Here is a 26,233-nt window from a genome sequence, read left to right on the forward strand (position 1 = left end):
CGGATGAATCACCCCACTCACCCCACCACCGGCTCATCCGGCCGAGGATGCCACCCAACCGGCCGCTCCTGACGCCTCCGGCCGGATGAGGCGCGGCCCCGACTACAGCCGCGGGTCGATCGCGTCGGACTCCAGGGCGAGCACGCCGAAGACCGCCTCGTGCACGCGCCACAGGGGCTCGCGCGCGACGAACCGGCGCAGCGCCTCCAGGCCCAGGGCGTACTCGCGGGCGGCGAGCGCGCGCTTGCGGCCCGTGTCGCGGTCGCGCAGGCGCACGAGGTTCGCGGCATCCGTGTAGTCGGGCCCGTAGACGATGCGCAGGTACTCGCGCCCGCGCACCTTGATGCCCGGCTGCGCGAGCCCCTTCTCGGTGCGCACGAGGCCCGCGAACGGCTTCACGACCATGCCCTCGCCGCCGCGCGCGGTCAGCCGCTCCCACCACTCCACGGCCGCGGCCTCGCCGACGCACTCGGTCGACGACGCGCCCACCGCCGCATCCTCGGTCGACGACGCGCCCACCGCCGCGCCCTCAACCACCGACGCACCCGACGCACCCGACGCACGCGTCCCCGCACCCTCAACCACCGCCGCGCCCGCCGCATCGCCGGGCACCCCGGCCGCGGCGCCCGCCAGTGACACCCGCAGCCGCGCGGTGGGCGCGATCAGGTCGGGCGCGGCCGCGACGAGCCGGTCGGCGAGTGCGAGGTGCCAGCCGTGGTCGCGCTCCTCGAACGTCGCGTCGCCCGCCGCGAGCACCTGGAACGGCGCGAACCGCACCTCGCCCTCGGGTCCGACGTAGCGGCGATACGCGTCGCGGAACCGCGTCACGTTGTCGGCCCGCGCGTCGGTGCGGTCCCGCAGCGCCGACACGTCGATGCCGGATGCCGCGGCGCGCGCGAGCGCATCCCGCGCGGCCGTCGTCGCCGCGATGCCCGCCGCGGCGACCGACGCGTAGAGGTCGCGCACGAGGTCGCCGGCCTTGAGCGACCAGGGCAGGATCTCGCCGTCGAGCACGGCCCAGTCGGCGTCCAGCTCGGCCCAGATGCCGGAGCCCTCGAGCGCGGCATCCATCCGCTCGAGGAACGCGGCCTCGACGTCGGGCGCGAAGAACGGCCGTCCCGTGCGGGTGTGCACGACGCCGCGCCACCCCTCCGGCGCGCCGAACCGCCCCGGGTTCCGCGAGACGAGCACGACGGCGCGCGAGCCCATGTGCTTCTCCTCGCAGATCACGTCGGTCACGCCCTGCTCGCGGAAGGAGCGGAACGCCTCGTCGGGATGCTCGAGGTATCCGTCCCGCGCCGACGCGTTCGGCGGCGACATCGTCGGCGGCAGGTAGACGAGCCAGCGGGGATCGGTCGCCCAGCGGCTCATCGTCTCCAGGCCGCCCGCCGACTGCTCCTCGCGCACGCCGATCCGGCCGTGGATGCCGGTCTCGACGAGCAGCCGGCCCTGCACGTCGGAGAGGTTCAGCACGCCCGGCTCGCGCTGCGGCGCTCCCTCCGCCACCGCCAGCGGCCTGATCGGCTCGTACCAGACCCGCTCGGCGGGCACCGACACGACCTCGCGCTCGGGGTAGCGCATGGCCGACAGCGCCCCGCCGAACACGCAGCCGGTGTCGAGGCACGCGGTGTTGTTGACCCACTCGACCGTCGGCACGGGCGTGTGCCCGTAGAGCACGACGGCCTCGCCGCGGTAGTCCTGCGCCCACGGGTAGCGCACGGGCAGCCCGAACTCGTCGGTCTCGCCCGTCGTCTCGCCGTACAGCGCGAAGGCGCGCACGCGGCCCGACGCCCGCCCGTGGTACTGCTCCTTGAGCCCCGCGTGCGCGACGACGAGCCGGCCGTCGTCGAGCACGAGGTGCGAGACGAGGTCGTAGCAGAACGCGGCGACCTCCTCGCGGAACTCCTCGGACTCGCCCGCGAGCTGCGCGAGGGTCTCGCCGAGCCCGTGCGAGATCGTGACCTTGCCGCCCGTGCCGCCGCCCCGGCCGCCGCGCAGCGCGCGCACCAGCTTGGCCTCGTGGTTCCCCGGCACGGCCAGGGCGTGGCCCGCGGCGACCATCCCCATCGCGAGCCGCAGCACGCCCACGACGTCGGGCCCGCGGTCGACGAGGTCGCCGACGAAGACGACGCGCCGCCCCTCGGGGTGCGCGGCGTCGACCGGGCGCCCGTGCGCGTCGCGGGCGAGCGTGTAGCCGAGGCGTTCCAGCAGCGTCTCGAGCTCGCTGCGGCATCCGTGCACGTCGCCGACGACGTCGAACGGCCCGCGCTCGTCGCGGCGATCGTTCAGCAGCCTCGTGCGCTCGATCGTCGCGGACGCCACGTCGTCGGGCGTGCGCAGCACGTGCACCCTGCGGAAGCCCTCCCGGCCGAGGTGCCGCAGGCCGCGGCGCAGCTGGTCGCCCTGCCGCTTCACGACGCTCGCGGGGATGGTGCGGTCGGTGCGCTCCGCGTTGCGGGCGATGGACAGCGCCTCGGGCAGGTCGAAGACGATCGCGACGGGCAGCACGTCGTGCGCCTTCGCGAGGTCGACGAGCGCCCGGCGAGCGGCGGGCTGCACGCTCGTCGCGTCGACGACGGTGAGGAGCCCGGCATCCAGTCGCTTGCCGGCGACGTAGAGCAGGGCGTCGAACGCCGCCGCCGTCACCGACTGATCGGACTCGTCGCCGCCGACGAGCCCGCGGAACACGTCGCTCGACAGCGTCTCGTACGGCCCGAAGTGCTCTCGCGCGAAGGTCGACTTGCCGGAGCCCGACGTGCCGACGAGCACGACGAGCGAGAGGGCGGGGACGTCGAGCACGGTCATGCGGCGGCCTCCCGACGGAACAGGGCGAGCTGCGTCGCGGGCCCGAGCGTCGCGTCCTCGGGACCGACCGGGCGGAGCTCGACCGTGTAGCCCCGGCGGGCGCCCACGCCCTCGGCCCACGCCCGGAACTGCGCGCGCGTCCACTCGAAGCGGTGGTCGTCGTGCCGGAGGGCGCCGTTCGCGAGGCGCGGGTAGAGCGCGTTGTACTCCGCGTTGGGCGTCGTGACGACGACCGATGCCGGGTGCACACCGGCGAACACGGCGTCTTCGAGCGCGGCCAGGCGCGACGGGTCGACGTGCTCGATCACCTCCATGAGCACCATCGCGTCGTGGCCGGCGAGGCGCTCGTCGCGGTAGACGACGGAGCCGTGCAGCAGTGCGATGCGCTCGCGCTCGGCGTCGGACGCCTCGTCGAGCCGCAGCACGCGGGCCGCCTGCTCCAGGGAGCGGACGGAGACGTCGACGCCGACGATCCGGGTGAACGACCGGTCCTTCGCGAGGCGCGAGAGCAGGGCGCCCTGGCCGCAGCCCATGTCGACGACGCGGCGGGCACCGGCATCCTTCAGCGCCGCCACGACCGCGTCGGCGCGCAGCACGCGCAGGGGCGTCTCGCGCGCAGGCTCGTCCTCGGGCCGACCGATCAGCGACCGCTGGTGCACGAGGTAGCGGCGCGTGATGAGATCGCGCTCCGGATGCCCGGCGAGCCAGCCCTCGCCCGAGCGCTCGAGCTTGGCGATCTCGTCGTCGCCGACCCAGTAGTGCTTGGCGTCGTCGAGCACGGGCAGCAGCACGTAGAGCTGGCGCAGCGCGTGCGCGAGCCGCACGCGACCCGTCAGCGTGACCGAGCTGTACTGCGAGTCGCCCCACTCGGGGTGCTCGGGATCGAGCGGGATGCGCCGCTCGTCGACCTGCCAGCCGCACGGCTCGAACAGGCGGCGCACGAGGTCGGGGTCGGGCCCGCGCGTCGAGACCGCGGGGATCTCGATGCGCAGCGGCAGCGGCGACGCCGCCAGCTCGGGATGGCTGTCGCTGCGGCCCGTCATCGCCGTGCGGAACACCGCGCCGATCGCGACGGCGAACATGCTCGATGCGGCATACGGCCGGTCGTTGACGTAGTGCTCGAGGGCTCCCGCGTCGCCGCGGAACCGCTTGTTGCGCACGAGCCCGACGGGGTCGACCTCCAGCAGCACCGCGACCGTGGTGCGCTCCGGCGTCGCCTCGGGGTAGAACACGTGGATGTCGCCGACCGGCGCCGAGAACGTCTGCACCCGCGCCGGATGCTTGTGCACGAGAAACCCCAGCACCGTCGCATCGACTCCGGGCGGGGAGGTCGCGCCGGGCTCAGGGGTCCCGCCGGGCTCGTCCGTCAGGCCGGGCTCGTACGTCAGAGTGAGCAGCATCCGTCACCTCCCGCCACGGCATCCGTCCCACTCTACGTGGCGTGCCCCGGCCCTCACCTCCCGCCGAGACGGTGGGCTTCTCGCCGAGACGGTGGGTGTTTCCGCGAGACGGCGGGTTTCCCAACGAGACGGTGAGAACCTCCGCGAGATGGCGGGTTTCCCAACGAGACGGTGAGAATCTTCGCGAGATGGTGGGTTTCTCGCCGAGACGGTGGGCACCATGTCGGCGAGAAACCCACCATCTCGGGATGGACAGAAGCCCGGGGCGCGGAAGGAGCGTGTGCGCGGGGGCGGGATGCCGGGGAGGGGGCGATCTAGGCTGGGGCTGTGACCGAGGACGAGGAGCCGGGCGGCGAGCACGGCGACGAGGAGAGGCCCGCGCGCAGGCTCCCCGCGTTCTGGAGCCCGGACGGGCAGAACGTCATGCCGACGACCTGGAAGGCCCTGCTGCTCCTCGCGGTCGGCGCCATCACCGTCGGCGCCCTCGTCTCCTGGCTCTCCTGACCCCCGACGCCGCCGGGCGCCCTGCGCGCGCCGGCGCGATCGTGGGCGCTTGGCGCCGCATCCGCGGCATCCATCCGACGACAAGCGCCCACCAGTTCGGCGGCGGGCCGGTTGGTGGGCGCTTGTGGTCGCTTCGGCGGCGCGGTGGCGGCGACGAGCGCCCACCTCTCGCACCCGCGCGCGCCGCGCAGGAGCGCCCACGATCGAGCCGGCGCGCATGAGCGCCCACGATCGCGCAGCGCGCGCCGCCGCCCACGATCGCGCAGCGCGCGTCGGCAACGCCCCGGGTCAGTGCCCCTCGGCGCTCGGGCGGAAGGGGATGCGGCCGGAGGCGACGGCGGCGACGCTCCCGCCGTCGACGAGCAGGTCGATGCCGGTGACGTACCCGGCCTGCGGGCTCATCAGGAACGTGACCGCGTCGGCGATGTCGCTCGGCGTGCCGATGCGGCCCAGCCCCGAGCGCTCCACCATCGCCCGCATCAGCTCCCCCGAGGGGCTGGCCATCTCCTGCCGGCCCATCGCGGTGGAGATGATCCCCGGGCTCACGCTGTTGATCCGCGCGCCCCGCGCACCCCAGGCCCCGCTCGCGTGCTGCACCTGGATCCGGTTGGCCTGCTTGGCCATCGCATACGCCGCGCCGGCATCGGGGACGGCCTCCGCGGTCAGGAAGGGGATGTCCAGGACCGTGTCCACCGTCGCCTCCCGGATCTGCTGCGCCTGCGCGCCGGTGAACGGCGGGAACAGATACCCCGACGAGCTGGAGATCACCACGCCCGCCCCGCCCGGCGCGACGACCTGCGCGAACGCGTCGAGCATGTACGCGACCCCGCCCAGGTCCACCCGCAGCACGGCCTCGGCCGGCGCCTGCGTCGGCGAGAGCCCCGCGGTGTGCACGACCCGCGTCACCGGGCCCAGGCCGTCGGCGAGCGCCGCGACCTCCTGCACCGACGCGTACGAGGACACGTCCACGCGCACCGGCTCCACGTCGAAGCCGTCGACGGTCATCCCCGCCGTGACCCGCTCCAGCAGCTCTTCGTTGAAGTCCGCCAGCACCGTCCGATGACCCGGCGCCAGCCGCCGCGCGATCGTCTCGCCCATCCCTCCGACGCCGATCACGACCAGCACCGGCGCCACGACCTCCACGCCCATGCTCAGGCCGCCTGCACGCGGGTCGCGGCGGTCGCCAGGGCGCCGCCGTAGTCCTCCGTGGACGCCATCTCGGCGAGCATCTCCTCGAGCATCGCCCGGCCGCCGGGGTTGAGCAGGAACTTGCGCGGCTTGCCCTGCACGTTCGCGCCGTAGTAGTGGCTGTGCTCGACCGAGAAGATGGAGCGCGGCGCGAGCAGCTCGACCATCGTCATCCAGGCGTCCTCCTGCTCACGGGTCGGCTCGACGACGTCGTAGCCGTGGTCGCGCGCGTGGATCAGGGTGTCGACGATCCAGTCGACCTGGCGCTGGGAGTAGCGCGGGTAGTTGCCGCCGCCGGCCCCGTGCGGGCCGCCCGGGAAGAAGAAGTTCGGCAGCCGGTGGGCGCTGAACCCGCCGAAGTCGGAGGGTCCGTCCTCCCAGTCGGTGCTGAGGTCGAGCCCCTCCCGGCCCCGCACGCCCATGCGCGTCAGGGCGCCGGTGCCGAAGTCGAAGCCGGTCGCGTAGACGATGATGTCGTAGTCGCGGTGCCGTTCCGTCGTCTGGATGCCGGTGGCGTCCACGCGCACGATCGGCGTCTCCTTGAGGGAGATCAGGCTCGCCGCGGGCTTGTTGAACGACTCGTAGTAGTCGGCGACGAAGGGCGGCCGCTTGGCCCCGAAGAGGTGGTCCTTCGGGATGAGGCGCTCGGCCGTGTCGGGGTCCTTGACGATGCTGCGGATCTTGTTCGCGACGAACGCGCAGAAGTCGAGGTTCGCCTCGCGATCGGTCGTCAGGTCGATGTAGTTCATCGTGAGCTTGCCGAAGCCGGGCGCGTGCCAGATCCGCTCGAAGAACTCCTGCCGCTCGCTGGGCGCGTCGTCGGCCCAGCGCTTGCCGGGGTTGTCGTGCAGGAAGCCCGACGGCGAGGTGCCCAGCGTCTCGGCGACGGCGTCGAAGTTGTCACTCAGCCACCGGCGGCGCTCCTCGGTGAGCGGCTTGTTGTTGAGCGGCGTCGTCCAGGTGGGGGTCCGCTGGTACAGGTCGACGGCGGCGACGACGTCGACGATCGCCGGCAGGATCTGGGCGCCGCTCGGGCCGTTGCCGATGATGGCGACGCGCTTCCCCGTGAAGTCGAGCGGGGTGGACGGCCAGGCGCCCGTGTGGTGCGCCTCGCCGCGGAAGTCGTCGAGGCCCTCGATCTCGGGGTAGTGCGGGACCGACAGGCCGCCGGTCGCCGCGATGACGAACCGGGCGCGCACGGTGTCGCCGTTCTCGGCCCGCACGTCCCACTGGTTGGCGTCCTCGTCGTACACGGCCGACACGACCTTGCGCCCCGTGCGGATGTGCTCGCGCACGCCGAGGCGGTCGGCGGCGAAGTTGAGGTACCTCTCGATCTCGGGCTGCGTCGCGAACTCCTCGGTCCACTCCCACTCGTCGAAGAGCTCCTTCGAGTGGATGTAGCCGTACGCGTAGCTCTCCGAGTCGAACCGGGCGGCGGGATAGCGGTTCCAGTACCAGACGCCGCCCACGCCGTCGCCGGCCTCCCACGCCTGCGCGGCGAAGCCCGCGCGCAGGGCGCGCGCGAGCGCGTAGATGCCGCTCACGCCGGCACCGATCACGAGCACGTCGAGGTCGTCTGACTGTTCGGGCATGGTGGCTCACTCCTCATTGATGTGATCGGAACACGATCGTGAGGTTATCTAAGCACTCTCGCTCAAATAAGGCAACACCCCTTCTCACCGAATCCTCCGCGAGAAGCCACGCCCATCGAGATTTCTGAGCGCAGATATCGAATCCGCGGCCCACACACCTCAGATCGAGCCCTCCGGCAGCGACGGGTGCTCGCCCTCGACGTCGCGGGGCCGCGGGATGAACAGCGCGAGCACCGCGCAGAGCACGGCGGCGACGAGCCCCAGCACGAGCGCGACGTGGAAGCCCTCCATGCTCGGCACCGAGCGTCCGCCGACGTCGGTCGCCGACCCGGCGAGCACGGCGGCGACGACGGCCGCCGCGAAGCTCGTGCCGAGGCCGCGCATCAGGGTGTTCAGGCCGTTGCTCGCGGCCGTCTCGGTCGACGGCACCGCGCGCATGACGAGCGCGGGCATCGCCGCGTAGCCGAGCCCGATGCCGATGCCGATGGAGGTGTTGACGATCAGCACCGACCACACGCCGAGGTCGAGCAGCGTCGCCGCGCCGTACGTCAGCGCGATCACGACGGCCCCCGCGACGAGGAGCGGCTTGGGCCCCACGCGGCGCTCGACGCGGCCGACCACGGGAGCCATGACGAGCATCCCGAGGCCGGCGGGCATGAGCACGAGGCTCGCGGCGAGCAGGCTCAGCCCCATGCCGCCGTGCTCGGTCGGCAGCTCGAGCAGCTGGGGGAACACGATGTTCGACGAGAAGAGCGCGAAGCCCATCGCGATCGACGCGAGGTTCGTCATCAGCACGGGGCCGCGGGCGCTGACCCGCAGGTCGACGAGCGGGTTGTCGCGCCGCAGCTCGTACCAGCCCCATGCGAGCAGCACCACGACGCCGCCGCCGAAGCAGATCAGCGTCGTCGGCGAGAGCCAGCCCCAGTCGCTGCCCCGCGAGACCGCCAGCAGCACGCCGACGAGCCCGAGCGACAGGCCGACGGCGCCCACGAAGTCGAACCGGCCCGCCGTGCGCAGCGTGCTCGGCGGCACGATCCAGACGTAGAGCGCGAAGCACACGACGCCGAGCCCGGCCGCGAACCAGAACAGCACGCGCCAGTCGAAGTGCTCGGCGACGTAGGCGCTGATCGGCAGCCCGAGCGCCCCGCCGACGCCGAGCGTCGCGCTGACGAGCGCGATCGCCGAGCCGAGCCGGTCCTTGTGCAGCGTGTCGCGCAGGATCGAGATGCCGAGCGGGATGACGCCCATCCCGCTCCCCTGCAGGGCGCGCCCCACGACGAGGGGCCACACGCTCGTGGCGAGCGCCGAGACGACCGAGCCCGCCACGAGCAGCAGGAGCAGCACCAGCGCGATGCGGCGCTTGCCGTACATGTCGCCGAGCTTTCCCGCGATCGGGTTGGTGATGGCGGAGACGAGCAGCGTCACCGTGATGACCCAGGCCGTGTCCTCGCGCGCCGCGCCGAGCAGTTCGGGCAGCTCGCCCTGGATGGGGATGAGCATCATCGTCATGAACGAGGCGCACATCCCCGCCGTCGCGAGTACGCCGATGAGCAGACCGGGACGCGCCGGACGCGCTCCCCCACGACGCCGCACACCAGACACGTCCACCTCCTGTGGAGACCGGGAAGAACAGGGTTGAGATCGGGAAGGGCGGGCGCACGCGCACCGCTTGAGACTCAGTCTCACACTTGAGATGCAGTCTCAGCAAGTCCTAGGATGGAGACATGCTCACCGACTTCCGCGAACAGGCCCGCGAGACGTCGCGCATCCAGCTCGCGGAGGCCGTCTTCACGGTCTTCGCGGAACGCGGGTTCCACGCCGTGACCGTCGACGAGGCCGCGCGCGCCGTCGGCATCTCCCGCGCCTCGTTCTTCCGCCACCTCGGCAGCAAGGAGGACGCGGTCGTGCTCGCGATCGAGTCGAGCCGCCCCGACTACGCCGCGGCCCTGCGCGAGCTTCCCGCCGACGTGCGCTCCCCCTGGCACCTCGTGCGCTGCGCGTTCGAGCCGGCCATCGTCGCGGCGGAGGCCGAGCCGCAGCGGCAGCTGGCGCGCATCGCCGTCATCCACTCCGAGCCGAACCTGCGCGTGCGCCTGTCGAGCTCGCGCATGGGCATGGTCGCGCGGCTGGCGGACGCCCTCGACGAGCGCATCCACGACCCGTTCGGCGCGCACGTGTACGCCGCGGCCGGCATGGCCGCCTACGACGTCGCCTGGAGCGAGTGGGCGGGCAACCCCGAGATCTCCCCGCGCACGCACGTCGACGCCGCCTTCGCCCGGCTCGCGGCCGCGCGCTGACGCCGGGGCGGGATGCCGGGCCGCGGCGCCGCGCTCCCCGGCGGCACGCCGGCTCACCGCCCGCCGACCGTCTCGGCCAGCGGCGCGCGGCGCACGAACCACGACGCCACGCTCGCCGCCACGCCCAGCAGCGCGAGAACGGCGTACACCGGCGCGAGCGCGTCGCCGTAGACGTCGGCGACCGCGTCGCGCTCCCCGCGCTCGGCGAGCAGCATCGCGACCCGCGTCGTGAAGACGCTTCCCACGACCGCGATCCCCAGCATCCCCCCGATCTGTCGGAACAGGCTCGTCGCGCCGGTCGCCGTGCCCACGACGGCGTGCGGGAAGGCGTTCTGCACGATGAGCACGAGCAGCCCCAGGCTGAACCCGATCCCGACGCCGATCAGCCCCTCGTAGACGCAGATGAGCGCGGCCGGGACGCCCGGCCGCAGCGTCGACAGCAGCAGCAGGCCGAGCGCCACCAGCAGGCCGCCGCAGATCGGGAACCACCGGTACGCGCCGGTGCGCGCGACGATCTGACCCGACACGATCGAGCCGACGAGCATGCACGCCGCCATCGGGATCATCAGGGCGCCCGCCTCGGCGGCGCCGTAGCCGAGCGACAGCTGCAGGAACGTCGGCAGATAGCCGACGACGCCGAACATCGCCACGCCGAGGCACAGCGCCGCGAACGTCGGCAGCACGAAGTTCCGCTCGCGGAACAGCCACGGCGGCAGCAGCGGGTCGCGCACGCGGCGCTCGACGAGCACCAGGGCCGCGGCCGCCGCGACGGCCGTCGCGATGAGCGCGAGGATCTGCGGCGAGCCCCACGCGTAGGCGCTGCCGCCCCACACCGTGAACAGCGCGACGGCCGTCGTCGCGACGGCGAGCAGCAGCGTGCCCGCGACGTCCACCCGCGCGTCCGGCGGCCGGGCGGGCCGCGGCAGGCGCAGCAGGAGCACGACGGCGGCGGCCGCGAGCACTCCGAGCGGCACGTTCATCCAGAACGTCCAGCGCCACCCGGGGCCCTCGACGAGCCAGCCGCCGACGAGCGGGCCCGCGATGGAGGCCACCGCGAACACCGAGCTCATGATGCCCTGGTAGCGGCCGCGCTCGCGGGCCGGCACCACGTCGGCGATCGCGGCCTGGGAGAGGATGACGAGGCCGCCCGCGCCGAGCCCCTGCAGGGCCCGCCCCGCGATCAGCCACGCCATGCCCGGCGCCAGCGCGCCGACCGCGGACCCGGCGGTGAACAGGCCGATGGCGACGAGCAGCAGCGGGCGCCGGCCGAAGACGTCGCTCACCTTGCCGTACAGCGGCATCGTCACGACCGAGCCGAGCAGGAAGGCGGCGATCACCCACGGCATCGCGTCGAGGCCGTCGAGATCGGCGACGATCGAGGGCAGCGCCGGCGCGAAGACCGTCTGGTTGAGCGACGCGAGGAGCATCACCGCCGCGAGCGAGCAGAACAGCACGACGACGTCGCGCACCGCCGGCGACGCGCTGTCCGGCGCGCCGCTCTCCATGCCCGTTCTGCTCGCTGCTCGCGTGTCGGCCGGCTCAGTAGACGAGCAGGGGGTTGATGATGACGCCGGTGGAGCGATGGATCGCGGTGGGCGCCGCGACGAGCTGACCCGTGGCCGTGCCGGCGGCGGCGAGCGCCGTCGCGGCGGGTCCGAGGAGGCAGTTGTCGATGATGCAGAGCCCGATCGCGTGGATCAGGCCGTGCACCTCCAGCGCGTGCCGGGGGTTGCTGCGGGCGTCGTGGAAGTCCCACAGCAGCAGACCCGGCTGCCGCGCCGCGATCCACCGGGCGCCCGACTCGCCGATGCCCGGGCGGGGCGCGGGCACGGCGCCCGGCTGGTAGGTGTGACCGGCGGCCTCGAACCGGTCCCTGCCCTGGTAGACGATCAGCGCGTCGCCGGGCTCGAGCGCGACGCCCGTGGCCGCGAGCGCGGCGTCGAGGTCGTCGGCCGTCACGGGCGCGTCCGTCGTCACCCACTCGACCCCGCGCACCGCGGGGATGTCGAGCAGCACGCCGCGCGTCGCGATGCCGTGCTGGGCCCAGTTCACCATCGTGTCCTCGTCGGTCTGCGAGGCCTCGACGGGGATGGGGCCGTGCCAGGTCGCGTCGGCGCCGATGTGGGCGAGCCCGTCCATGTGCGTGTTGTGCACGCCGTGCGCGTCGTACGTGATCACGTCGCCCGCGCTCGCCGACCGTCCGTACACGCCCGCGCGCACCTCGAGCTCGACGCTGCCGTGCCCGTCGGGCAGCTCGGCGACGGCGAGCGCCTGCCACTGGCGCTTCTCGCGCTCGGCGGCCGCGGCCATCAGCGCGAGCCGGTCGGGCCGCGTCTCGATCTCGCGCTCGAGCGAGATCGCGCGCCCGAGCCGCACCGACGCGGCCCCGCGCAGGCGCGCCGCCTCGTCGATCAGCGCGACCGAGCCGCGGCACTGCACGCCGGGCTCGTGACGCGCCCGCACGTGCTCGGCCTCGATGTCCCGCAGCCAGGGGAGGACCGGATCCGGTCCCAGATCTTCCGACATCACCGCTCCCTCGACTCCCGCCCGGCGCCTCAGTACAGGACCAGGGGGTTGATCAGCACGCCGGTCGACCGGTAGATCGCGAGCGGCGCCGCGACGAGCAGCCCCGTGGAGGCGCCCGCCTCCTTGAGGGCGATGGCGGCGCGCGACAGGTCGCTGTTGTCGACGAGGCAGAGCCCGATGGCGAAGATCAGGCTGTGCACCTCGAGCGAGCCCTGCGGGTTGCTGCGGGCGTCGTGGAAGTCCCACAGCACGATGCCGGGATCCTTCGAGGCGATCCACTTCGCGCCCTCCTCGCCGATGCCGGGCCGGGGGAACGCGGTGGCGCCGCTGGGGTAGCTGTGGCCGGCGGCCTCGAAGCGATCGCGTCCCTGGTAGATCAGCAGGGCGTCGCCGGGCTCGAGCTCGACGCCCGTGGCGGCGAGCGCCCGGTCGAGCTCGTCGGCGGTGACCGGCTCCCCCGCCGCGACCCAGTCGACGCCGCGCGCCGCGGCGACGTCGAGCAGCACGGCCCGCGTCGCGATGCCGTGCAGGGCCCAGTTCACGAGGGTGTCCTCGTCGGTCTCGGACGAGGATGCCGGCACGCCGCCGTGCCAGGACGCGTCGGCGCCGATGTGGCCGAGGCCGTCGAGGTGCGTCTTGCCGGTGCCGTGCGCGTTGTACCTGACGACGTCGCCGCCGTGCACGGAGCGCCCGTAGATGCCGATCTCGACCTCGAACTCGATCGGCGACTCGCCGTGGCCCGGCCGGGTCTCCAGCACGCGCTCGAGCGACACGGCCTTGCCGAGCCGGACCGCCGCGGTGCCGCGCAGGCGCGCCGCCTCGTCGATGAGCGCGACCGATCCGCGGCACTTCTCGCCGTCGACGTGCCGTGCCGCGTCGTGCGCGGCCGCGAGCTCGCGCACCCAGGGTGCCATCGGGTCCTTCTCCAGCGTCTCTGACATCGCTGTCTCCTTCGTTGTCCGGGTCTCGTCGTCCGGGTGGTCCGGCGCGGTCTTGTCTGTCGAGTGTGCTCGGCCGAACGGCGAATCGGCCGGGCGGGGATCAGTCGAGCGGGAAGTGGCAGGCGGCGAACTGGCCGGGGCGCACCTCGCGCATGACGGGCTCCTCGCGGGCGCACACGTCGCGCGCGATGGGGCAGCGCGCGCGGAACCGGCATCCCGAGGGCGGGTTCAGGGGCGACGGGAGGTCGCCCTGCAGCGCGGGGCCGGCGAACCCGTCCTCGGCCTCCGGCATCGGCACGGAGTCGAGGAGCCCGCGCGTGTAGGGGTGCGCGGGGCGCTCGTACACCTGCTCCGCGTCGCCGAACTCGCACGTCTTGCCCAGGTACATCACGAGCACGTTGTCGCTGATGCTCCGCACGACGCCGAGGTCGTGCGCGATGAACACGATCGTGAGGTCGTAGGCCTCCTTGAGGTCCTCGAGCAGGTTGATGATCTGCGCCTGCACCGACACGTCGAGCGCCGACACCGGCTCGTCGCAGATGAGCAGGTCGGGCCTGACCGCGAGCGCGCGCCCGATCGCGACGCGCTGCGCCTGCCCGCCCGACAGCTGCCGCGGCAGCATCTCGGCGAACCGCTCGCTCGGCAGGCCGACCTGGCTGAGCAGCTCCGGCACCTGGGCGTCGCGCTCCTTGCGCGTGACGCCGTCGATCGCCTGCCCCTCCATGACGACCTCCTTGACCGAGCGTCGCGGGTTGAGCGAGCTCACGGGGTCCTGGAAGATCATCTGCATCTCGCGGCGCAGGTCGCGCATGCGCTTGCCCGAGGCGTCCTTGATCGACTCGCCCCGGAACCGCACGTGTCCGCCCGCGATCGGGTCGAGGCGCAGCACGGCGCGGCCCGTCGTGGACTTGCCGCATCCCGACTCGCCGACGATCCCGAGCGTCTCGCCCTTCAGCAGGTCGAAGCTGACGCCGGCGACGGCTTTGAACGCGCCGTTCTTCGTGTGGTATTCGACCTCGAGGTCCTCGACCGAGAGGATCGCCTCGTCGCCGCGCAAGTGCGCGCTTCCGCTACCGGCCAACGACCTCACCTTCCTTCACGTTGTTCGACGCCGCGCCCACGGGGTGCAGGCACGCGACGGCATGGTCGCGCTTGATCTTGTCCATCGTCGGCTGGCCCGCCGCGCACGCGTCGGAGGCGGCGGAGCAGCGGGGGGCGAACCGGCATCCGGGCGGCGGGTCCGTCGGCGAGGGCAGCGAGCCCGGGATGACGGTGAGCCGCGCGTGGCGCGGGTGCTCCAGCGAGGGGGTGGCGCCCAGCAGCGCCGCCGTGTACTGGTGGCGCGGGTCGTTGAAGACCTCGTGGCTCTCGCCCACCTCGGCGAGTCGTCCCGCGTACATCACGGCCGTGCGGTCCGTGCGTCCCGCGACGACGTGCAGGTCGTGCGAGATCAGCATGAGCGACATGTTGCGCTCGCGCTGCACGCGCCGCAGGAGGTCGAGCACCTGCCGCTGGATCGTGACGTCGAGCGCGGTGGTCGGCTCGTCCGCGATCAGCAGCTCGGGCTCGCACGCCAGCGCGACCGCGATCATCACGCGCTGCCGCATGCCGCCCGACAGCTCGTGGGGATACGCGCGCAGGCGCCGCTCGGGATCGGGCACGCCGACCTCCTTCAGCAGGTCGAGCGCGCGGGAGTTCGCCTCCGACCGCGAGACGCCGAGATGCTTGCGCATGCCCTCCGTCAGCTGACGATCCACCCGCACCACCGGGTTGAGCGACCGCCCCGGATCCTGGAACACCATCGCGATCTGCTTGCCCCAGATCTCCTGCAGCTCCTTGCGGGAGCGGCCGAGCAGGTCGCGCCCGTGGAACAGCACCTCTCCGGTGCGGTCGGACCGCGCGGGCATCAGTCCCATGATGGCTCGCGCCATCACCGACTTGCCCGAGCCCGACTCGCCGACGATGCCCAGCGCCTCGCCGAGGCCGAGCTCGAAGGAGGCGCCGTCCACCGCCTTCACGACGCCTCGCGGAGAGCCGATGTAGGCATGGAGGTCACGAACCTCCAGGAGCATTTCTGAGCTCATCGCATTCTTCCTTCCGCGCTCTTGAGCGGCGTGCGGACGGGGTGCGCCCGGACCGAGGCCGAGGCGCACCCCGCACGCATCACGGCTGCAGCCAGATGCCTGCCACGTGCGGCGTCGTGAACCCGAACATCTCCACGCCCTGCACCTTGTCGGTCGAGATCGCCCCGTTGAGGAACTGCTGCACGAGGATGTAGGGCACCAGCTCGGCGAGCCGCTCCTGCACGATCGCGAACTGCTCGCGCTGCTCGTCGACGTCGGTCGTCGCGCCCGCGGCGTCGAGGGCCGCGTCGGTGGCCGGGTCGTTGAACCGGGTGTAGTTCGACGGTCCCGCCTCGCTGTGCAGCGCGCCCCACAGGCGTCCCACCGGGTCGGCGAAGGCGAGCGACGAGAACGTCATCTCGTAGTCGCCCTTCGTGGCGAGCACGCCCGCCTCGGAGGCGTCGCGCTGGTCGGCCGTGATGGTCACGTTGTCGTACTGCGCCAGCTGCGGCTGCATGGCGTCGAACACGCCCTGCACCGACGGCCCGGGGGTCATCGCGAAGCCGAACTCGAGGGGCTTGCCCTCGGCGGCCAGCTCGTCGAACAGCTCCTGCGCGCGCTCGGGGTCGTGCGTCGCGAGCGGGATGTCGGAGAAGAGCGGCGAGTCCTCGGTGAACAGCGTCCGCGGCGCCGAGGGGTAGCCGCCGGTCGCGGCGTCGGAGATGGCGTCGCGGTCGAGCGCGTAGGCGATCGCCTGGCGGGCGCGCGGGTCGTCGAACGGCGGCTTCGAGGTGTTGAACATGATGCCGACGCCGCCGTTGAACGTGTACAGGTGCTCCACGAAGCCCGCCGCCTCGGCCTCGGGGAAGAGGAAGGCGTCGGTCGCGAGGATGAGGTCGGCGCTGCCCGCGAGGAGCGCGTTGAGGCGCTGGTTGGAGTCGGACACGCCCTGGATCTCGATCGCGTCGAGGTACGGCCGCGGCGCGTCGTAGTAGTCGGGGTTGCGCGTGACCTTGAGCGTGCCGTTGGGCACCCAGCTCTCGAAGAGGAACGGACCGGCGCCGACGGGGTTCTTGTTGAACGCCTCGGTGCCCGCCTCCAGGGCCGCCGGCGAGGCGATCCACTGCAGGGCGTAGGTCGAGAAGTTGCCGATGAAGCCGGGGTTCGCCGAGGTCATCGTGAGCTTCAGGGTGCGCTCGTCGACGATCTCCATGCTCGCGATCTGGTTGGCGAAGCCGAGGCTCGCCGAGCCGTTCGCGGGGTCCTGGATGCGCTCCCAGTTGTACTGGAGCGCCGCCGCGTCGAACGGCGTGCCGTCGCTGAAGGTCATGCCCTCGCGGGTGACGATCTCGTAGGTGAGGCCGCCGTCCTCGGACGAGAACGACTCGCAGAGGCCGCACTCGTACTGCGCGGTCTCGGTGTTCGGCACGAGGAACTGCCCGTAGATGGCCGAATAGCTCATCGGCGTCGACGTGGAGCTGAAGGCCTGCACGGGGTCGAGCCCGACGATGGGCGACAGCTCGATCGCGCGCAGCGTGCCGCCCGATACGGGCTCGCCGGCCGACGCGCTGCCGCCGCCCTCGCTGCCGCCGGGATCGGGCGCGTCGCCGGACGCGCACGCGCCCAGCGTGAGGGCAGCTGCGGCGAGCAGTGCGATCAGCGCCGACCTCTTCTTTGAAATCATGATGGCCTCTCTGGGGTGCCCCGGGTGAGCCGGGGTGGTGGGAACTCTGGCGTTTTTCGGTGGGATGCGGACACGCGGCCGGATGGGCCGGCTAGTCCTGCATGGTGCGGTCGAATCGCAACCGCAGATGCTCGCCCGCTTGGTTGAGCGCGAACACGGTGAGGAAGAGAACGGTGGCGGGGACGAAGACCATGTACGGGTGGGAGCGCAGCTCCGCGGCACCCGAGTTGATCATTCCGCCCCAGCTGGGCGTGGGCGGCGGGATGCCGAGTCCGAGGAAGCTCAACGAGCCCTCGGCGACGATCAGCGCGGCGATGACGAGCGGCATGTAGGCCGCGATCGTCGGCACGACGTTCGGCAGGATCTCGCGGAAGAGGATGCGGCTGTCGGGCGCCCCCATGTTGCGCGCGGCGCGCACGAACTCGCGGCTCGACCACGACATCGTGTTGGCGCGGGCCAGCCGGATGAACGTGGGGGTGCTCGCGACCGCGAGGCCGATGAGCAGCGTCGGCACGCTCGGCGAGAAGATCGCCGTGAGCGCGAGCAGGAGCACGAGCGCCGGGAAGGAGAGCAGCACGTCGGCGACGAGGGTGATGACCCAGTCGGCGCCCTTGCGGAAGAACCCGGCGACGAGGCCGAGCGTCGTGCCGATGACCACTCCGGCCAGGGCCGAGACGGTGCCGACGACGAGCGACACCTGCCCGCCGTAGATGAGCCGGGAGAGGATCGACCTGCCGACCTGGTCGGTGCCGAGCAGCGCGTCGAGCGTGCCGGCCTGCGGCGCCTGCCGCGGCGCCGCGACGACGGCGTCGTAGGGGGCGATCGGCAGCACGGGGGCCAGGACGGCCAGCAGCACGATGAGCCCGATCCAGAAGTAGGAGAACCAGACGAGCACCGACCACTGCCGCTTCGCCGGCGCGACGCGGGGGGCTCCGAGGCGGGGTCCGGCCTGGGACTTGCCCGGCCGGAGGGAGATGGTCCTGGTCACGAGGGTCACGCTGCCGCCGCCTTCCGTGCTCGCTGCTGCTGGGCCTGCTGCGGCTTGGCCGCCTTCTTCGCCTTGGGCGCCTTGCGCACGCGCGGGTCGATGATCCCGTACCCGATGTCGACGAGCATGTTGATGATCACGAAGGTGACGGCGATGAAGGTCACGACGCCCTGCACCATGATGATGTCGCGCTGAACGATCGCGGTCGCGAGCAGCTGGCCGATGCCGGGGAGCACGAACAGCACCTCGACGATGATCATGCCGCCGATCAGGCGGGCGAAGCTGAGCCCCGAGATCGTGAGCAGCGAGAACGAGGAGGGGCGGAAGGCGTGCCGGAACATGACGTAGAAGCGCGTCATGCCCTTCGCGCGCGCCGCCGAGACGAAGTCCTCGCGCAGCGTCCCGATCAGGTCGGCGCGCAGCACGCGGTGGAACGCCGCGATCTCGACGAGGGCGACGGCGAGCGCGGGCAGGAACGCGGTGCGCAGGTTGGCGCCCAGCCCCTCTCCCATCGGCACCCAGCCGAGCGCGGGGAAGATGCGCGAGTTCACCGCGAAGAAGTAGATGAGCACGGGGCCGGCGACGAAGGCGGGCACCGAGAGGAACACCGACGTCAGCGCGTTGATGCCGCGGTCGAGCGCGCTGTTGGGCGCCGACGCCGAGAGCACCGCGAGCGGGATCGAGATGACGAGCGAGATCACGAGCGCCAGCACGGCCAGCTCCATCGTCACGGGGAGCCGTTCGGCGATCGACCCCATGACCGAGCGGTGCGTGATCGGCGACGTGCCCAGGTCGCCCTGCACGGCATGCGCCAGCCAGTCGAGGTACTGCACGAAGAACGGGCGGTCGAGGCCCAGCGACGCGTTCATCGCGTCGATGTTCTCCTGCGTCGCGGCCTCGCCGAGGATCACCTCGGCGATCGACCCCGGTGCGAGGTGCATCAGCAGGCTCGTCGTGAAGGTGACGAGCAGGATGACCAGCAGCGCGTAGGCAACGCGCCGGAAGAGGTTCATCAGCATCGGGCGATCCCCTCCGCGCCGCTGCGCGGCCACGCGTGTCTGTCACGACCGCTGGGGTAGCTCACGTGTGCTTCGCGCACATCGACTCCTTCGTCATTGCCCGATCCCTAAGGTGTTCTCTTAGGCAGAACAGGTGTTGCGTGTTATGACTACTCGAGCAGTGTGCATGATCCGCACACGACCTGTCAACAGTTCTCCGCCGAGTTCTCGAAAGTCAGCCTGCCCTTATCTCGCTATATGTATCGCGCACAGGAGAGAGGGATGCGACCGAGGTTGACGACGCGGGCATCCTCATGGGATTCTGTAGGTGCGTTTCTTATTACGGTTATATCGTTCCGTTAAACAGAACGACCGAAGGACAAGGAAGTTTCGATGTCGGATTACCTCGGGTACAAGGACAAGGTCTGCGTCGTCACCGGCGCCGCGTCGGGAATGGGCCGGGCCCTGACGGAGATGCTCGTCGATCTCGGCGCATCGGTCTTCGCGATCGACCGCGTGGCCGCGGGCGTGCCGGGCGTCACGCGAGAGATCATCGCCGACCTCGGGGCGAAGGCGTCCATCGACGCCGCCTTCGCCGAGCTCCCCGAGCGGATCGACGTCTTCTTCGGCGTCGCGGGCGTCGCGGGCGTGCACAACTCGTTCCTCGAGACGATGACCGTGAACTACGTGTCGAACAAGTACGTCACCGACGCCTACCTCGTCGACCGGGTCGCGGAGGGCGGCTCGATCGCGTTCGTGACCTCCGCGGGCGGCCTGCGCTGGGAGTTCCCCGACATCCGCGCCGAGCTCACGCCGTTCACCGACCCCGACGCCGACTGGGACGCGCTCGTCCAGCGCGTCGCCGACTTCGACGCCTCCTACGGCGGCGACCTCCCCGGCTTCCGCGGCTACATCCTCTCCAAGCGCGCGCTCAACCTCCTCGTCGCCGAGCGCGTGCAGACGTTCGCCGAGAAGAGGGTGCGGATCAACGCGATCCTGCCGGCGATGACCGCGACCGGCATGATCGGCGACTTCGCCGAGCAGCGCGGCGGCATGGACAACCTCAAGGCCGGCAGCACGGGCCCCGCGGGCCGGCTCGCCGAGCCCGCCGACATGGCGCGCACCCTGGTCTTCCTGGGCAGCGACCTCGCCGGCTTCGTCTCGGGGTCGTTCTTCGACGTCGACTTCGGCATGAACGCGCTCGAGCTGGCCGGGATCGCCCCGATGCGCACGAAGTGGACGATGCACGAGTCCCTCAGCGCACAGCCCGCGTAGCCGGCACCGCCCCTCTTTCCTCCTCCTCCCACGAAGGATCCGCACATGACCACCGACACGATCTCCGCCCGCGACACACCCCTCGCCCTCGCGCACGCCGACCGCCTCTTCATCGACGGAGAGTGGGTCGCCCCCACCGGCTCCGGCGGCTTCGACGTGATCGACTCGGCGACCGAGCAGCCCTTCCTGCGCGTCGCCGAGGCGAGCGCCGCCGACATGGACGCCGCGATCGCCGCGGCGCGCCACGCGTTCGATCACACCGACTGGTCGTTCCTCGAGCCGGCCGAGCGCGCCGTCTACCTGCGCAGGCTCGCCGAGGGCCTGCGCGCCCGCTCCGAGGAGATGGCGACCTACTGGACGCGGCAGGCCGGCCCGCTCTTCGCCATGTCGAAGGGGTCGATCCAGCGCGTGCCGATGGTGTTCGAGTTCTACGCCGACCTCGCCGACTCCTACCCCTGGATCACCCCCGGCACGTCGATGATGTCGGAGTTCGCGGCGGTCGTCAGCGAGCCGATCGGCGTCGTCGGCGCGATCGTCCCCTGGAACACGCCGCTGTCGCTGGCGGGCTACAAGGTCGCCCCGGCCCTGCTCACCGGCTGCACCGTCGTGCTCAAGCTCCCGCCCGAGGCGCCGGGCGAGCTGCTCGTGCTCGCCGAGGTCGCCCAGGAGATCGGGCTGCCGCCGGGCGTGCTCAACGTCGTCACCGCCGACCGCGAGGTCTCCGAGCAGCTCGTGCGCGACCCCCGCGTCGACAAGATCGCCTTCACGGGATCGAGCGCCGTCGGCAAGCGCATCGCGACCATCTGCGGCGAGCGCCTCGCTCGCTACACGCTCGAGCTCGGCGGCAAGTCGGCCGCCGTCGTCCTCGACGACTACGACCTGCAGAAGGCGGCCGCGGCGATCACCGGGCAGGAGATCAGCCTCACCGGCCAGAACTGCTCGTCGCTCACGCGCGTCATCGTCTCGCGGCGCCGTCACGACGAGCTCGCCGAGGCCCTCGGCGCCGCGTTCGGCGCCGTGCGCGTGGGCGACCCGTTCGACCCCGCGTCGCAGATGGGCCCCCTCGCGATGGGACGTCAGCAGGCGCGCGTGCTCGAGTACGTCGAGAAGGGCGTCGCCGAGGGCGCGACGCTCGTCACGGGCGGGCGCCGGCCCGCGCACCTGGAGCGCGGCTACTTCGTCGAGCCCACGGTCTTCGCGAACGTCGACAACCGGTCGACCATCGCGCAGGAGGAGATCTTCGGCCCCGTCGTGTCGATCATCCCCGCCGACGACGAGGCGCACGCGATCGAGCTCGCCAACGGCACGCCCTTCGGCCTCAACTCGGCGGTCTTCACCGACGACGTCGAGCGCGCCTGGCACGTGGCGCGCCGCCTCCGCGCGGGCACCGTCGGCCACAACGGGTTCAAGGTCGAGTCGCTGCTGCTCGGCTTCGGCGGCGTCAAGCAGTCAGGCTTCGGGCGCGAGGGCGGCGTCCAGGGCGTCCACCCCTACATCGAGACGAAGACCGTGCTCCTGGACGGCGCTCCCCGGCGGTTCCAGTGACCCGGCGCCGTCCCACCCACACGTCATAACCAACACGCAAGAGAGAAGAGACGTCGATGTCCACTGTCGAGATCAACCCCAACGAGGTCGACTTCTTCACCGACCGCGAAGTGGCGGCACGGGCTGAGCCGTACTTCGACCACATGCTGGCCCACCACCCGGTGTTCCGGGAGCCCAAGTACGGCGTGGTCATCGTCACCGGCTACGAGGAGGCGCTGCAGGTCTACCACCAGCCCGACGTGTACTCCTCGATCAACCGCACCGGCGGGCCCGTCGTCGACCTCCCCGTGGAGCTCGTCGGCGACGACATCTCCGAGATCCTCGAGCAGCACCGCGAGCTGTTCTCGTCGAACGACCAGATCGTGACGTTCGACCCGCCGATGCACACGGACCACCGCGCGATCCTGATGGGCCTGATCACGCCCAAGCGGCTCAAGGAGAACGAGAGCTTCCTCAAGCGGACGGCCGACCAGTACCTCGACGAGCTGCTGCCCCAGGGCCACTGCGAGTTCATCTGGGACTATGCGAAGAAGTACACCATCCTCGCCGTCGGCGACCTCCTCGGCGTGCCCGAGGAGGACTTCCCGCTGCTGCTCGAGCGCTTCGCCTCGGGCGGCGCGACGCCGGTGCTCGGGAACCTCGAGCTGCAGGTCAACCACTACAACGCCCTCGAGCTGATGTACGACTACTTCGTCGAGAAGATCGAGGAGCGCCGCGTCGCACCGAAGGACGACGTGCTCACGGGCATGGCGCTCGCGACCTTCCCCGACGGCTCGCTGCCCGAGCCGATCGAGGTCGCCCGCATCGCGTCGAACCTGTTCGCCGCCGGCCAGGAGACGACCGTGCAGATCATGGGCATCTGCATGCAGCGGATCGCCGAGGACGCCGAGCTGCAGCAGCGGCTGCGCGAGGACTTCTCGCTCATCCCGAAGTTCATCGAGGAGACGCTGCGCATCGAGGCCCCGATCAAGGGCTCGTTCCGCCTCACCAAGCGTCCGACGACGCTCGGCGGCCTCGACCTGCCCGTGGGCACGGTCGTGATGCTGCTGCACGGCGCGGCCGGCCGCGACCCGCGCGTCTTCGAGGACCCCGCGACGTTCGACGTCGACCGCGCCAACGCGCGGCAGCACCTCGCCTTCGGCCGCGGCATCCACACCTGCCCGGGCGCCCCGCTCGCCCGCGCCGAGGCCGTGTTCTCGATCGAGCGCTTCCTCAGCCGCACGTCGAGCATCACGATCGACGCGGCGCACCACGGCCCGGCGGGCGAGCGCTCGTGGGACCTCATCGAGAGCTACAAGTTCCACGGCCACACGCACCTCTACCTCGACTACGCGCAGAGCGAGACGGAGTGATGACCGGTGACCTGACCGTCGACCGGGACCGGTGCATGGGGTCGGGGCAGTGCACGTTCTACGCCCCCAAGACGTTCGATCTCGACGACATGAGCATCGCGATCGTCATCGACGACCACGGCGACGCCGACGACAAGATCCAGATGGCGATCGACGTGTGCCCCACCCGGGCGCTCGCGCGCGCCGCCCACACCCAGAATGAGAGCGACTGAGATGAGCACGACGACGGCGGGGCGGATATCGCTCCCCATCCCCGACCTGGAGAGCGACGGCCTGCTCGCGGAGTTCCCCGAGGGCCACCGGCTCGTCGGGTCTGTCTGCGACGATTGCGGCCAGGCGATGCTGGGCAGCCGCGTCGTGTGCAGCTCGTGCGTCGGGGGCAGCATCTCGCGCACGGCGCTGCCCGCGACCGGCGTGCTGTACTCGTTCACCCGGCTGAGCCGCGGCGACGGCGGCATCCGCGCGCTCGGGTACGTCGATCTCGACAACGGCGTGCGCACGCTGACCGACCTCCGCGACTCCCCCGAGCTGGGCGCCGGCATCCGCGTGCGGCTCGACGTCGATCCCGACGGCGCCGCGTGGTTCTTCGCGGCCGTGGCCGGCGAGGAGCAGGGCGACGGCGCGCAGGACGCGGAGCAGAAGGAGGACACCCATGTCTGAGAACGTCTACGTCATCTCCGCGGCGATGATCCCGTTCGGCAAGTACCGCAGCTCGTCGTACGTCGGGCTCGCGCTGCCGCCCCTCGTCGACGCGCTCAAGGGCGCGGGCATCGACAAGTCGGACGTCGGCGCGGTCTACGTCGGCCACTCCTACGGCGGCATGATGACCGGGCAGCGGATCTGCAAGGAGATCGGGCTCGGGACGATCCCCACCGTCAACGTCGACAACGCCTGCTCGAGCGGCGCGACGGCGGTGCACGAGGCCTGGCGGGCGATCGCGGAGGGCGTCGTCGACGTCGCCGTCGTCATCGGCGTCGAGAAGCTCACGCAGTTCGGCGGCGGCATGCTGCCGCTCTCCCCCGAGGACCGCGAGGTGAAGCAGGGCATCGTGATGCCCGCCGTCTACGCGATGCGGGCGAACCGGTACATGCACGACTTCGGGGCGACGGCGGAGGACCTCGCGCTCGTGAGCGTGAAGGCGCGCAAGCACGCCGCCCTCAACCCGTTCGCCCAGTACCGCACGGAGGTCACGGTCGAGGAGGTGCTCGCCGCCCGGCCGATCGCCGATCCGCTGACCCTGCCGATGTGCTGCCCGACCGGCGACGGCGCGGCGGTCGTGGTGCTCGCCTCGGAGCGCGCCCGCGCGCGCCTGGGGGCGACGAGGTCGATGCGCATCGCGGCGTCGGTGCTGCACTCGGGCTTCGTCGCCGAGGGCTTCCGCGACATGACCAAGCCCGAGATCACCTACGAGTCCGCGCGCGACGCCTACGCGATGGCCGGCATCGAGGCGAAGGACCTCGACATGATCGAGTGCCACGACGCCTTCTCGATCGCCGAGATCGTCTACTACGAGGCCCTGGGCCTCACCGAGCACGGCACGGGCGTCGGCCTGCTGCGCGACGGCAGGACGACGTTCGGCGGCGACGTCGTCGTGAACCCGAGCGGCGGCCTGCTCTCCCGCGGGCACCCCGTCGGCGCGAGCGGCACGGCGCAGATCGCCGAGGCCTTCTGGCAGCTCACCGGCACCGCCGGCGACCGCCAGATCGACGACGCGCGCTGGGCCCTCACGCACGTCACGGGCGGCGGCACCGCGGGCCTCGACCACGGCGCCTGCACGATCCACGTCTTCGAGGCCGTGTGAGGACGATGGACCAGCCCCCTCTGAAAGGCATCCGCGTCGTCGACCTCACGACCTTCCTCTCCGGGCCGTCTGCGACGCAGCTGCTCGGCGACCTGGGAGCCGAGATCATCAAGGTCGAGTCGCTCGACGGCGACTCGAGCCGGGCGATCGTCGGCCCCGAGCTGGACGGCGAGAGCGCCTACTTCCTCGCGAACAACCGCAACAAGCGCAGCATCGCGATCGACCTGAAGTCGCCGCGCGGCGTCGAGGTCATGAGGCGCCTGATCGCCGACGCGGACGTGGTCGTCGAGAACTTCCGCCCCGGCGTGTGCGCGCGGCTCGGGCTCGACCCGGACGAGCTCACGGCGGCGCACCCCTCGCTCGTGTGGGTCGCGATCAGCGGCTTCGGCCAGGAGGGGCCGCTGCGCGACCGGCCGGCGTACGACATGGTCGTGCAGGCCCTCAGCGGCGTGATGAGCCTCACCGGGCATCCGGGCGCGCCGGCGGCCCGGCTCGGCATCCCGGCCGGCGACGTCGTCGCGGGGATGTACGCCGTGATCGGCGTCGTCTCGGCGCTCTACGCGCGCGCCGAGACCGGCCGCGGCCGCATCATCGACGTGTCGATGCTGCGCGGCCAGCTCGCGATGCTCTCCTACCAGGCCGTGTACACGAACATCACGAACGTGGCGCCCGGCCCGCAGGGCGCCGGCCACGACTCGATCGCCACCTACCGCTCGTTCCGCGGCGGCGACGGGCGCGAGTTCGTCGTGACCGCCAACACCCCGCGCATGTGGGAGGGGCTCTGCCGCACGCTCGGCGTCGAGGAGCTCGTCGCCGACGAGCGCTACCTCGACGCGGCGAGCCGCCTGCGCAATCGCGAGTCGCTCTGGGCCGTGCTGGAGGCGCGCTTCGCCGAGCGCCCGGCGGCCGAGTGGGTCGCGCTGCTCACCGAGGCGCAGGTGCCCGTCGCGCCCGTGAAGAACGTGCTCGAGGCGCTGGCCGACGCGCGCGCGGCCGGCGACGGCACGCTCGTGACGGTCGGCAACGGCGTCGCGGAGTTCGAGAACGTCGCCACGCCGATCACCTTCGTGGGCGCGGAGCAGGTGGAGCCCTCGTACCCTCCCCTGCTCGGAGAGCACACCGTGAGCATCCTGCGCGACGAGCTCGGGCTCGACGACCGCGAGATCGACGAGCTCGTCGCGGACGGCGTCGTCGTGGCATCCGGCGTCTCGGCCTCGGTCGCCTGAGGACAGCGCACCGCACGACGACGCACGCAGAGAACGGAGGAGGGGGCC

The 26,233-nt window shown here is 71.9% G+C and carries 22 protein-coding genes; 9 read left to right on the forward strand and 13 right to left on the reverse strand.

Translation table 11 applies throughout. The features are described from left to right. Nucleotides 1–102: 102 nt before the first annotated feature. Together AOA12_RS19105 and AOA12_RS19110 are read right to left on the reverse strand one after the other, a co-directional pair. Nucleotides 103–2,805, reverse strand: coding sequence for a polynucleotide kinase-phosphatase (locus tag AOA12_RS19105; protein WP_082406388.1), 2,703 nt, complete (start codon nt 2,803–2,805; stop codon nt 103–105). Beyond that, nucleotides 2,802–4,205, reverse strand: a complete 1,404-nt coding sequence (locus tag AOA12_RS19110) for a 3' terminal RNA ribose 2'-O-methyltransferase Hen1 (protein WP_082406389.1) — start codon at nt 4,203–4,205, stop codon at nt 2,802–2,804. Before AOA12_RS19110 ends, AOA12_RS19105 begins: the two co-directional genes overlap by 4 nt. A 327-nt stretch (nt 4,206–4,532) precedes the next feature. On the opposite strand from AOA12_RS19110, the gene AOA12_RS23275 reads away from it, so the two are divergent. Further along, nucleotides 4,533–4,709: a hypothetical protein gene (locus AOA12_RS23275; protein ID WP_156366587.1), complete on the forward strand. Its 177-nt coding sequence runs from the start codon at nt 4,533–4,535 to the stop codon at nt 4,707–4,709. Nucleotides 4,710–4,997: 288 nt separating this feature from the next. Here AOA12_RS23275 and AOA12_RS19115 read toward each other — a convergent pair whose 3' ends face one another. The 3 genes from AOA12_RS19115 to AOA12_RS19125 form a co-directional block, all read right to left on the reverse strand. Next, entirely contained in the window at nt 4,998–5,858 is an 861-nt protein-coding gene (locus AOA12_RS19115; RefSeq protein ID WP_054686363.1) for an SDR family oxidoreductase, read from the reverse strand. Nucleotides 5,859–5,860: 2 nt separating this feature from the next. Then, nucleotides 5,861–7,489, reverse strand: a complete 1,629-nt coding sequence (locus AOA12_RS19120; RefSeq protein WP_054686364.1) for a flavin-containing monooxygenase — start codon at nt 7,487–7,489, stop codon at nt 5,861–5,863. 159 nt (nt 7,490–7,648) lie between these two features. Then, nucleotides 7,649–9,091 carry an MFS transporter gene (locus AOA12_RS19125; RefSeq protein ID WP_335337363.1) on the reverse strand — a complete coding sequence of 481 codons (1,443 nt, stop codon included), beginning with the start codon at nt 9,089–9,091 and terminating at the stop codon, nt 7,649–7,651. Nucleotides 9,092–9,213: 122 nt separating this feature from the next. Here AOA12_RS19125 and AOA12_RS19130 point away from each other — a divergent pair, with 122 nt between their 5' ends. Further along, nucleotides 9,214–9,786 carry a TetR/AcrR family transcriptional regulator gene (locus tag AOA12_RS19130; RefSeq protein ID WP_054686366.1) on the forward strand — a complete coding sequence of 191 codons (573 nt, stop codon included), beginning with the start codon at nt 9,214–9,216 and terminating at the stop codon, nt 9,784–9,786. A 53-nt stretch (nt 9,787–9,839) separates the two neighbouring features. Here the strand turns inward: AOA12_RS19130 and AOA12_RS19135 are convergent, their stop codons facing one another. The 8 genes from AOA12_RS19135 to AOA12_RS19170 form a co-directional block, all read right to left on the reverse strand. Further along, nucleotides 9,840–11,291: an MDR family MFS transporter gene (locus tag AOA12_RS19135; protein ID WP_054686367.1), complete on the reverse strand. Its 1,452-nt coding sequence runs from the start codon at nt 11,289–11,291 to the stop codon at nt 9,840–9,842. A 34-nt stretch (nt 11,292–11,325) separates the two neighbouring features. Then, nucleotides 11,326–12,312, reverse strand: a complete 987-nt coding sequence (locus tag AOA12_RS19140; protein WP_054686368.1) for a cyclase family protein — start codon at nt 12,310–12,312, stop codon at nt 11,326–11,328. A 29-nt stretch (nt 12,313–12,341) separates the two neighbouring features. After that, nucleotides 12,342–13,253: a cyclase family protein gene (locus AOA12_RS19145; RefSeq protein ID WP_054686369.1), complete on the reverse strand. Its 912-nt coding sequence runs from the start codon at nt 13,251–13,253 to the stop codon at nt 12,342–12,344. Nucleotides 13,254–13,353: 100 nt separating this feature from the next. Beyond that, entirely contained in the window at nt 13,354–14,334 is a 981-nt protein-coding gene (locus tag AOA12_RS19150) for an ABC transporter ATP-binding protein (RefSeq protein ID WP_054686370.1), read from the reverse strand. Then, nucleotides 14,324–15,337 (reverse strand): ABC transporter ATP-binding protein, encoded by a 1,014-nt coding sequence (locus tag AOA12_RS19155; RefSeq protein ID WP_054686371.1) that lies wholly within the window; start codon nt 15,335–15,337, stop codon nt 14,324–14,326. Before AOA12_RS19155 ends, AOA12_RS19150 begins: the two co-directional genes overlap by 11 nt. A 79-nt stretch (nt 15,338–15,416) precedes the next feature. Continuing rightward, the gene (locus tag AOA12_RS19160; protein WP_054686372.1) at nt 15,417–17,000 is read right to left on the reverse strand and encodes an ABC transporter substrate-binding protein; all 1,584 of its coding nucleotides are present in this window, start codon (nt 16,998–17,000) and stop codon (nt 15,417–15,419) included. A gap of 91 nt (nt 17,001–17,091) precedes the next feature. After that, on the reverse strand, nt 17,092–17,988 hold the full coding sequence (locus tag AOA12_RS19165; RefSeq protein ID WP_082406547.1) for an ABC transporter permease: 897 nt from the start codon (nt 17,986–17,988) through the stop codon (nt 17,092–17,094). A 5-nt stretch (nt 17,989–17,993) separates the two neighbouring features. Then, a complete protein-coding gene (locus AOA12_RS19170) occupies nt 17,994–19,007 on the reverse strand; it encodes an ABC transporter permease (protein ID WP_082406390.1) in 1,014 nt (337 codons plus the stop codon). 372 nt (nt 19,008–19,379) lie between these two features. Here AOA12_RS19170 and AOA12_RS19175 point away from each other — a divergent pair, with 372 nt between their 5' ends. Genes AOA12_RS19175 through AOA12_RS19205 form a run of 7 tightly spaced genes read left to right on the forward strand, consistent with a single transcriptional unit; the run spans nt 19,380 to nt 26,185 of the window. Beyond that, the gene (locus AOA12_RS19175; RefSeq protein WP_054686374.1) at nt 19,380–20,261 is read left to right on the forward strand and encodes an SDR family oxidoreductase; all 882 of its coding nucleotides are present in this window, start codon (nt 19,380–19,382) and stop codon (nt 20,259–20,261) included. A 45-nt stretch (nt 20,262–20,306) separates the two neighbouring features. After that, on the forward strand, nt 20,307–21,806 hold the full coding sequence (locus AOA12_RS19180) for an aldehyde dehydrogenase (RefSeq protein WP_054686375.1): 1,500 nt from the start codon (nt 20,307–20,309) through the stop codon (nt 21,804–21,806). Nucleotides 21,807–21,862: 56 nt separating this feature from the next. Next, nucleotides 21,863–23,158, forward strand: coding sequence for a cytochrome P450 (locus AOA12_RS19185; protein WP_054686376.1), 1,296 nt, complete (start codon nt 21,863–21,865; stop codon nt 23,156–23,158). Then, nucleotides 23,158–23,370, forward strand: a complete 213-nt coding sequence (locus AOA12_RS19190) for a ferredoxin (RefSeq protein WP_054686377.1) — start codon at nt 23,158–23,160, stop codon at nt 23,368–23,370. Before AOA12_RS19185 ends, AOA12_RS19190 begins: the two co-directional genes overlap by 1 nt. Nucleotide 23,371: 1 nt before the next feature. Beyond that, on the forward strand, nt 23,372–23,818 hold the full coding sequence (locus tag AOA12_RS19195) for a Zn-ribbon domain-containing OB-fold protein (RefSeq protein WP_054686378.1): 447 nt from the start codon (nt 23,372–23,374) through the stop codon (nt 23,816–23,818). Continuing rightward, nucleotides 23,811–24,959, forward strand: a complete 1,149-nt coding sequence (locus AOA12_RS19200; protein WP_054686379.1) for a thiolase family protein — start codon at nt 23,811–23,813, stop codon at nt 24,957–24,959. The genes AOA12_RS19195 and AOA12_RS19200 overlap by 8 nt, the downstream gene beginning before the upstream one ends. A 5-nt stretch (nt 24,960–24,964) precedes the next feature. Next, the gene (locus AOA12_RS19205) at nt 24,965–26,185 is read left to right on the forward strand and encodes a CaiB/BaiF CoA transferase family protein (RefSeq protein WP_054686380.1); all 1,221 of its coding nucleotides are present in this window, start codon (nt 24,965–24,967) and stop codon (nt 26,183–26,185) included. Nucleotides 26,186–26,233 lie beyond the last annotated feature (48 nt).

This window comes from Microbacterium sp. No. 7 (assembly GCF_001314225.1).
In the GTDB taxonomy this organism is placed as follows: Bacteria; Actinomycetota; Actinomycetes; order Actinomycetales; family Microbacteriaceae; genus Microbacterium.

Excerpts from the sequence above, each read along its gene's own strand:
- AOA12_RS19105 (WP_082406388.1), bottom strand. The coding sequence starts at position 2,805 with ATGACCGTGCTCGACGTCCCCGCCCTCTCGCTCGTCGTGCTCGTCGGC.
- AOA12_RS19110 (WP_082406389.1), bottom strand. The coding sequence starts at position 4,205 with ATGCTGCTCACTCTGACGTACGAGCCCGGCCTGACGGACGAGCCCGGC.
- AOA12_RS19115 (WP_054686363.1), bottom strand. The coding sequence starts at position 5,858 with ATGGGCGTGGAGGTCGTGGCGCCGGTGCTGGTCGTGATCGGCGTCGGA.
- AOA12_RS19120 (WP_054686364.1), bottom strand. The coding sequence starts at position 7,489 with ATGCCCGAACAGTCAGACGACCTCGACGTGCTCGTGATCGGTGCCGGC.
- AOA12_RS19130 (WP_054686366.1), top strand. The coding sequence starts at position 9,214 with ATGCTCACCGACTTCCGCGAACAGGCCCGCGAGACGTCGCGCATCCAG.
- AOA12_RS19135 (WP_054686367.1), bottom strand. The coding sequence starts at position 11,291 with ATGGAGAGCGGCGCGCCGGACAGCGCGTCGCCGGCGGTGCGCGACGTC.
- AOA12_RS19140 (WP_054686368.1), bottom strand. The coding sequence starts at position 12,312 with ATGTCGGAAGATCTGGGACCGGATCCGGTCCTCCCCTGGCTGCGGGAC.
- AOA12_RS19145 (WP_054686369.1), bottom strand. The coding sequence starts at position 13,253 with ATGTCAGAGACGCTGGAGAAGGACCCGATGGCACCCTGGGTGCGCGAG.
- AOA12_RS19155 (WP_054686371.1), bottom strand. The coding sequence starts at position 15,337 with ATGAGCTCAGAAATGCTCCTGGAGGTTCGTGACCTCCATGCCTACATC.
- AOA12_RS19160 (WP_054686372.1), bottom strand. The coding sequence starts at position 17,000 with ATGATTTCAAAGAAGAGGTCGGCGCTGATCGCACTGCTCGCCGCAGCT.
- AOA12_RS19170 (WP_082406390.1), bottom strand. The coding sequence starts at position 19,007 with ATGCTGATGAACCTCTTCCGGCGCGTTGCCTACGCGCTGCTGGTCATC.
- AOA12_RS19175 (WP_054686374.1), top strand. The coding sequence starts at position 19,380 with ATGTCGGATTACCTCGGGTACAAGGACAAGGTCTGCGTCGTCACCGGC.
- AOA12_RS19180 (WP_054686375.1), top strand. The coding sequence starts at position 20,307 with ATGACCACCGACACGATCTCCGCCCGCGACACACCCCTCGCCCTCGCG.
- AOA12_RS19185 (WP_054686376.1), top strand. The coding sequence starts at position 21,863 with ATGTCCACTGTCGAGATCAACCCCAACGAGGTCGACTTCTTCACCGAC.
- AOA12_RS19190 (WP_054686377.1), top strand. The coding sequence starts at position 23,158 with ATGACCGGTGACCTGACCGTCGACCGGGACCGGTGCATGGGGTCGGGG.
- AOA12_RS19195 (WP_054686378.1), top strand. The coding sequence starts at position 23,372 with ATGAGCACGACGACGGCGGGGCGGATATCGCTCCCCATCCCCGACCTG.
- AOA12_RS19200 (WP_054686379.1), top strand. The coding sequence starts at position 23,811 with ATGTCTGAGAACGTCTACGTCATCTCCGCGGCGATGATCCCGTTCGGC.
- AOA12_RS19205 (WP_054686380.1), top strand. The coding sequence starts at position 24,965 with ATGGACCAGCCCCCTCTGAAAGGCATCCGCGTCGTCGACCTCACGACC.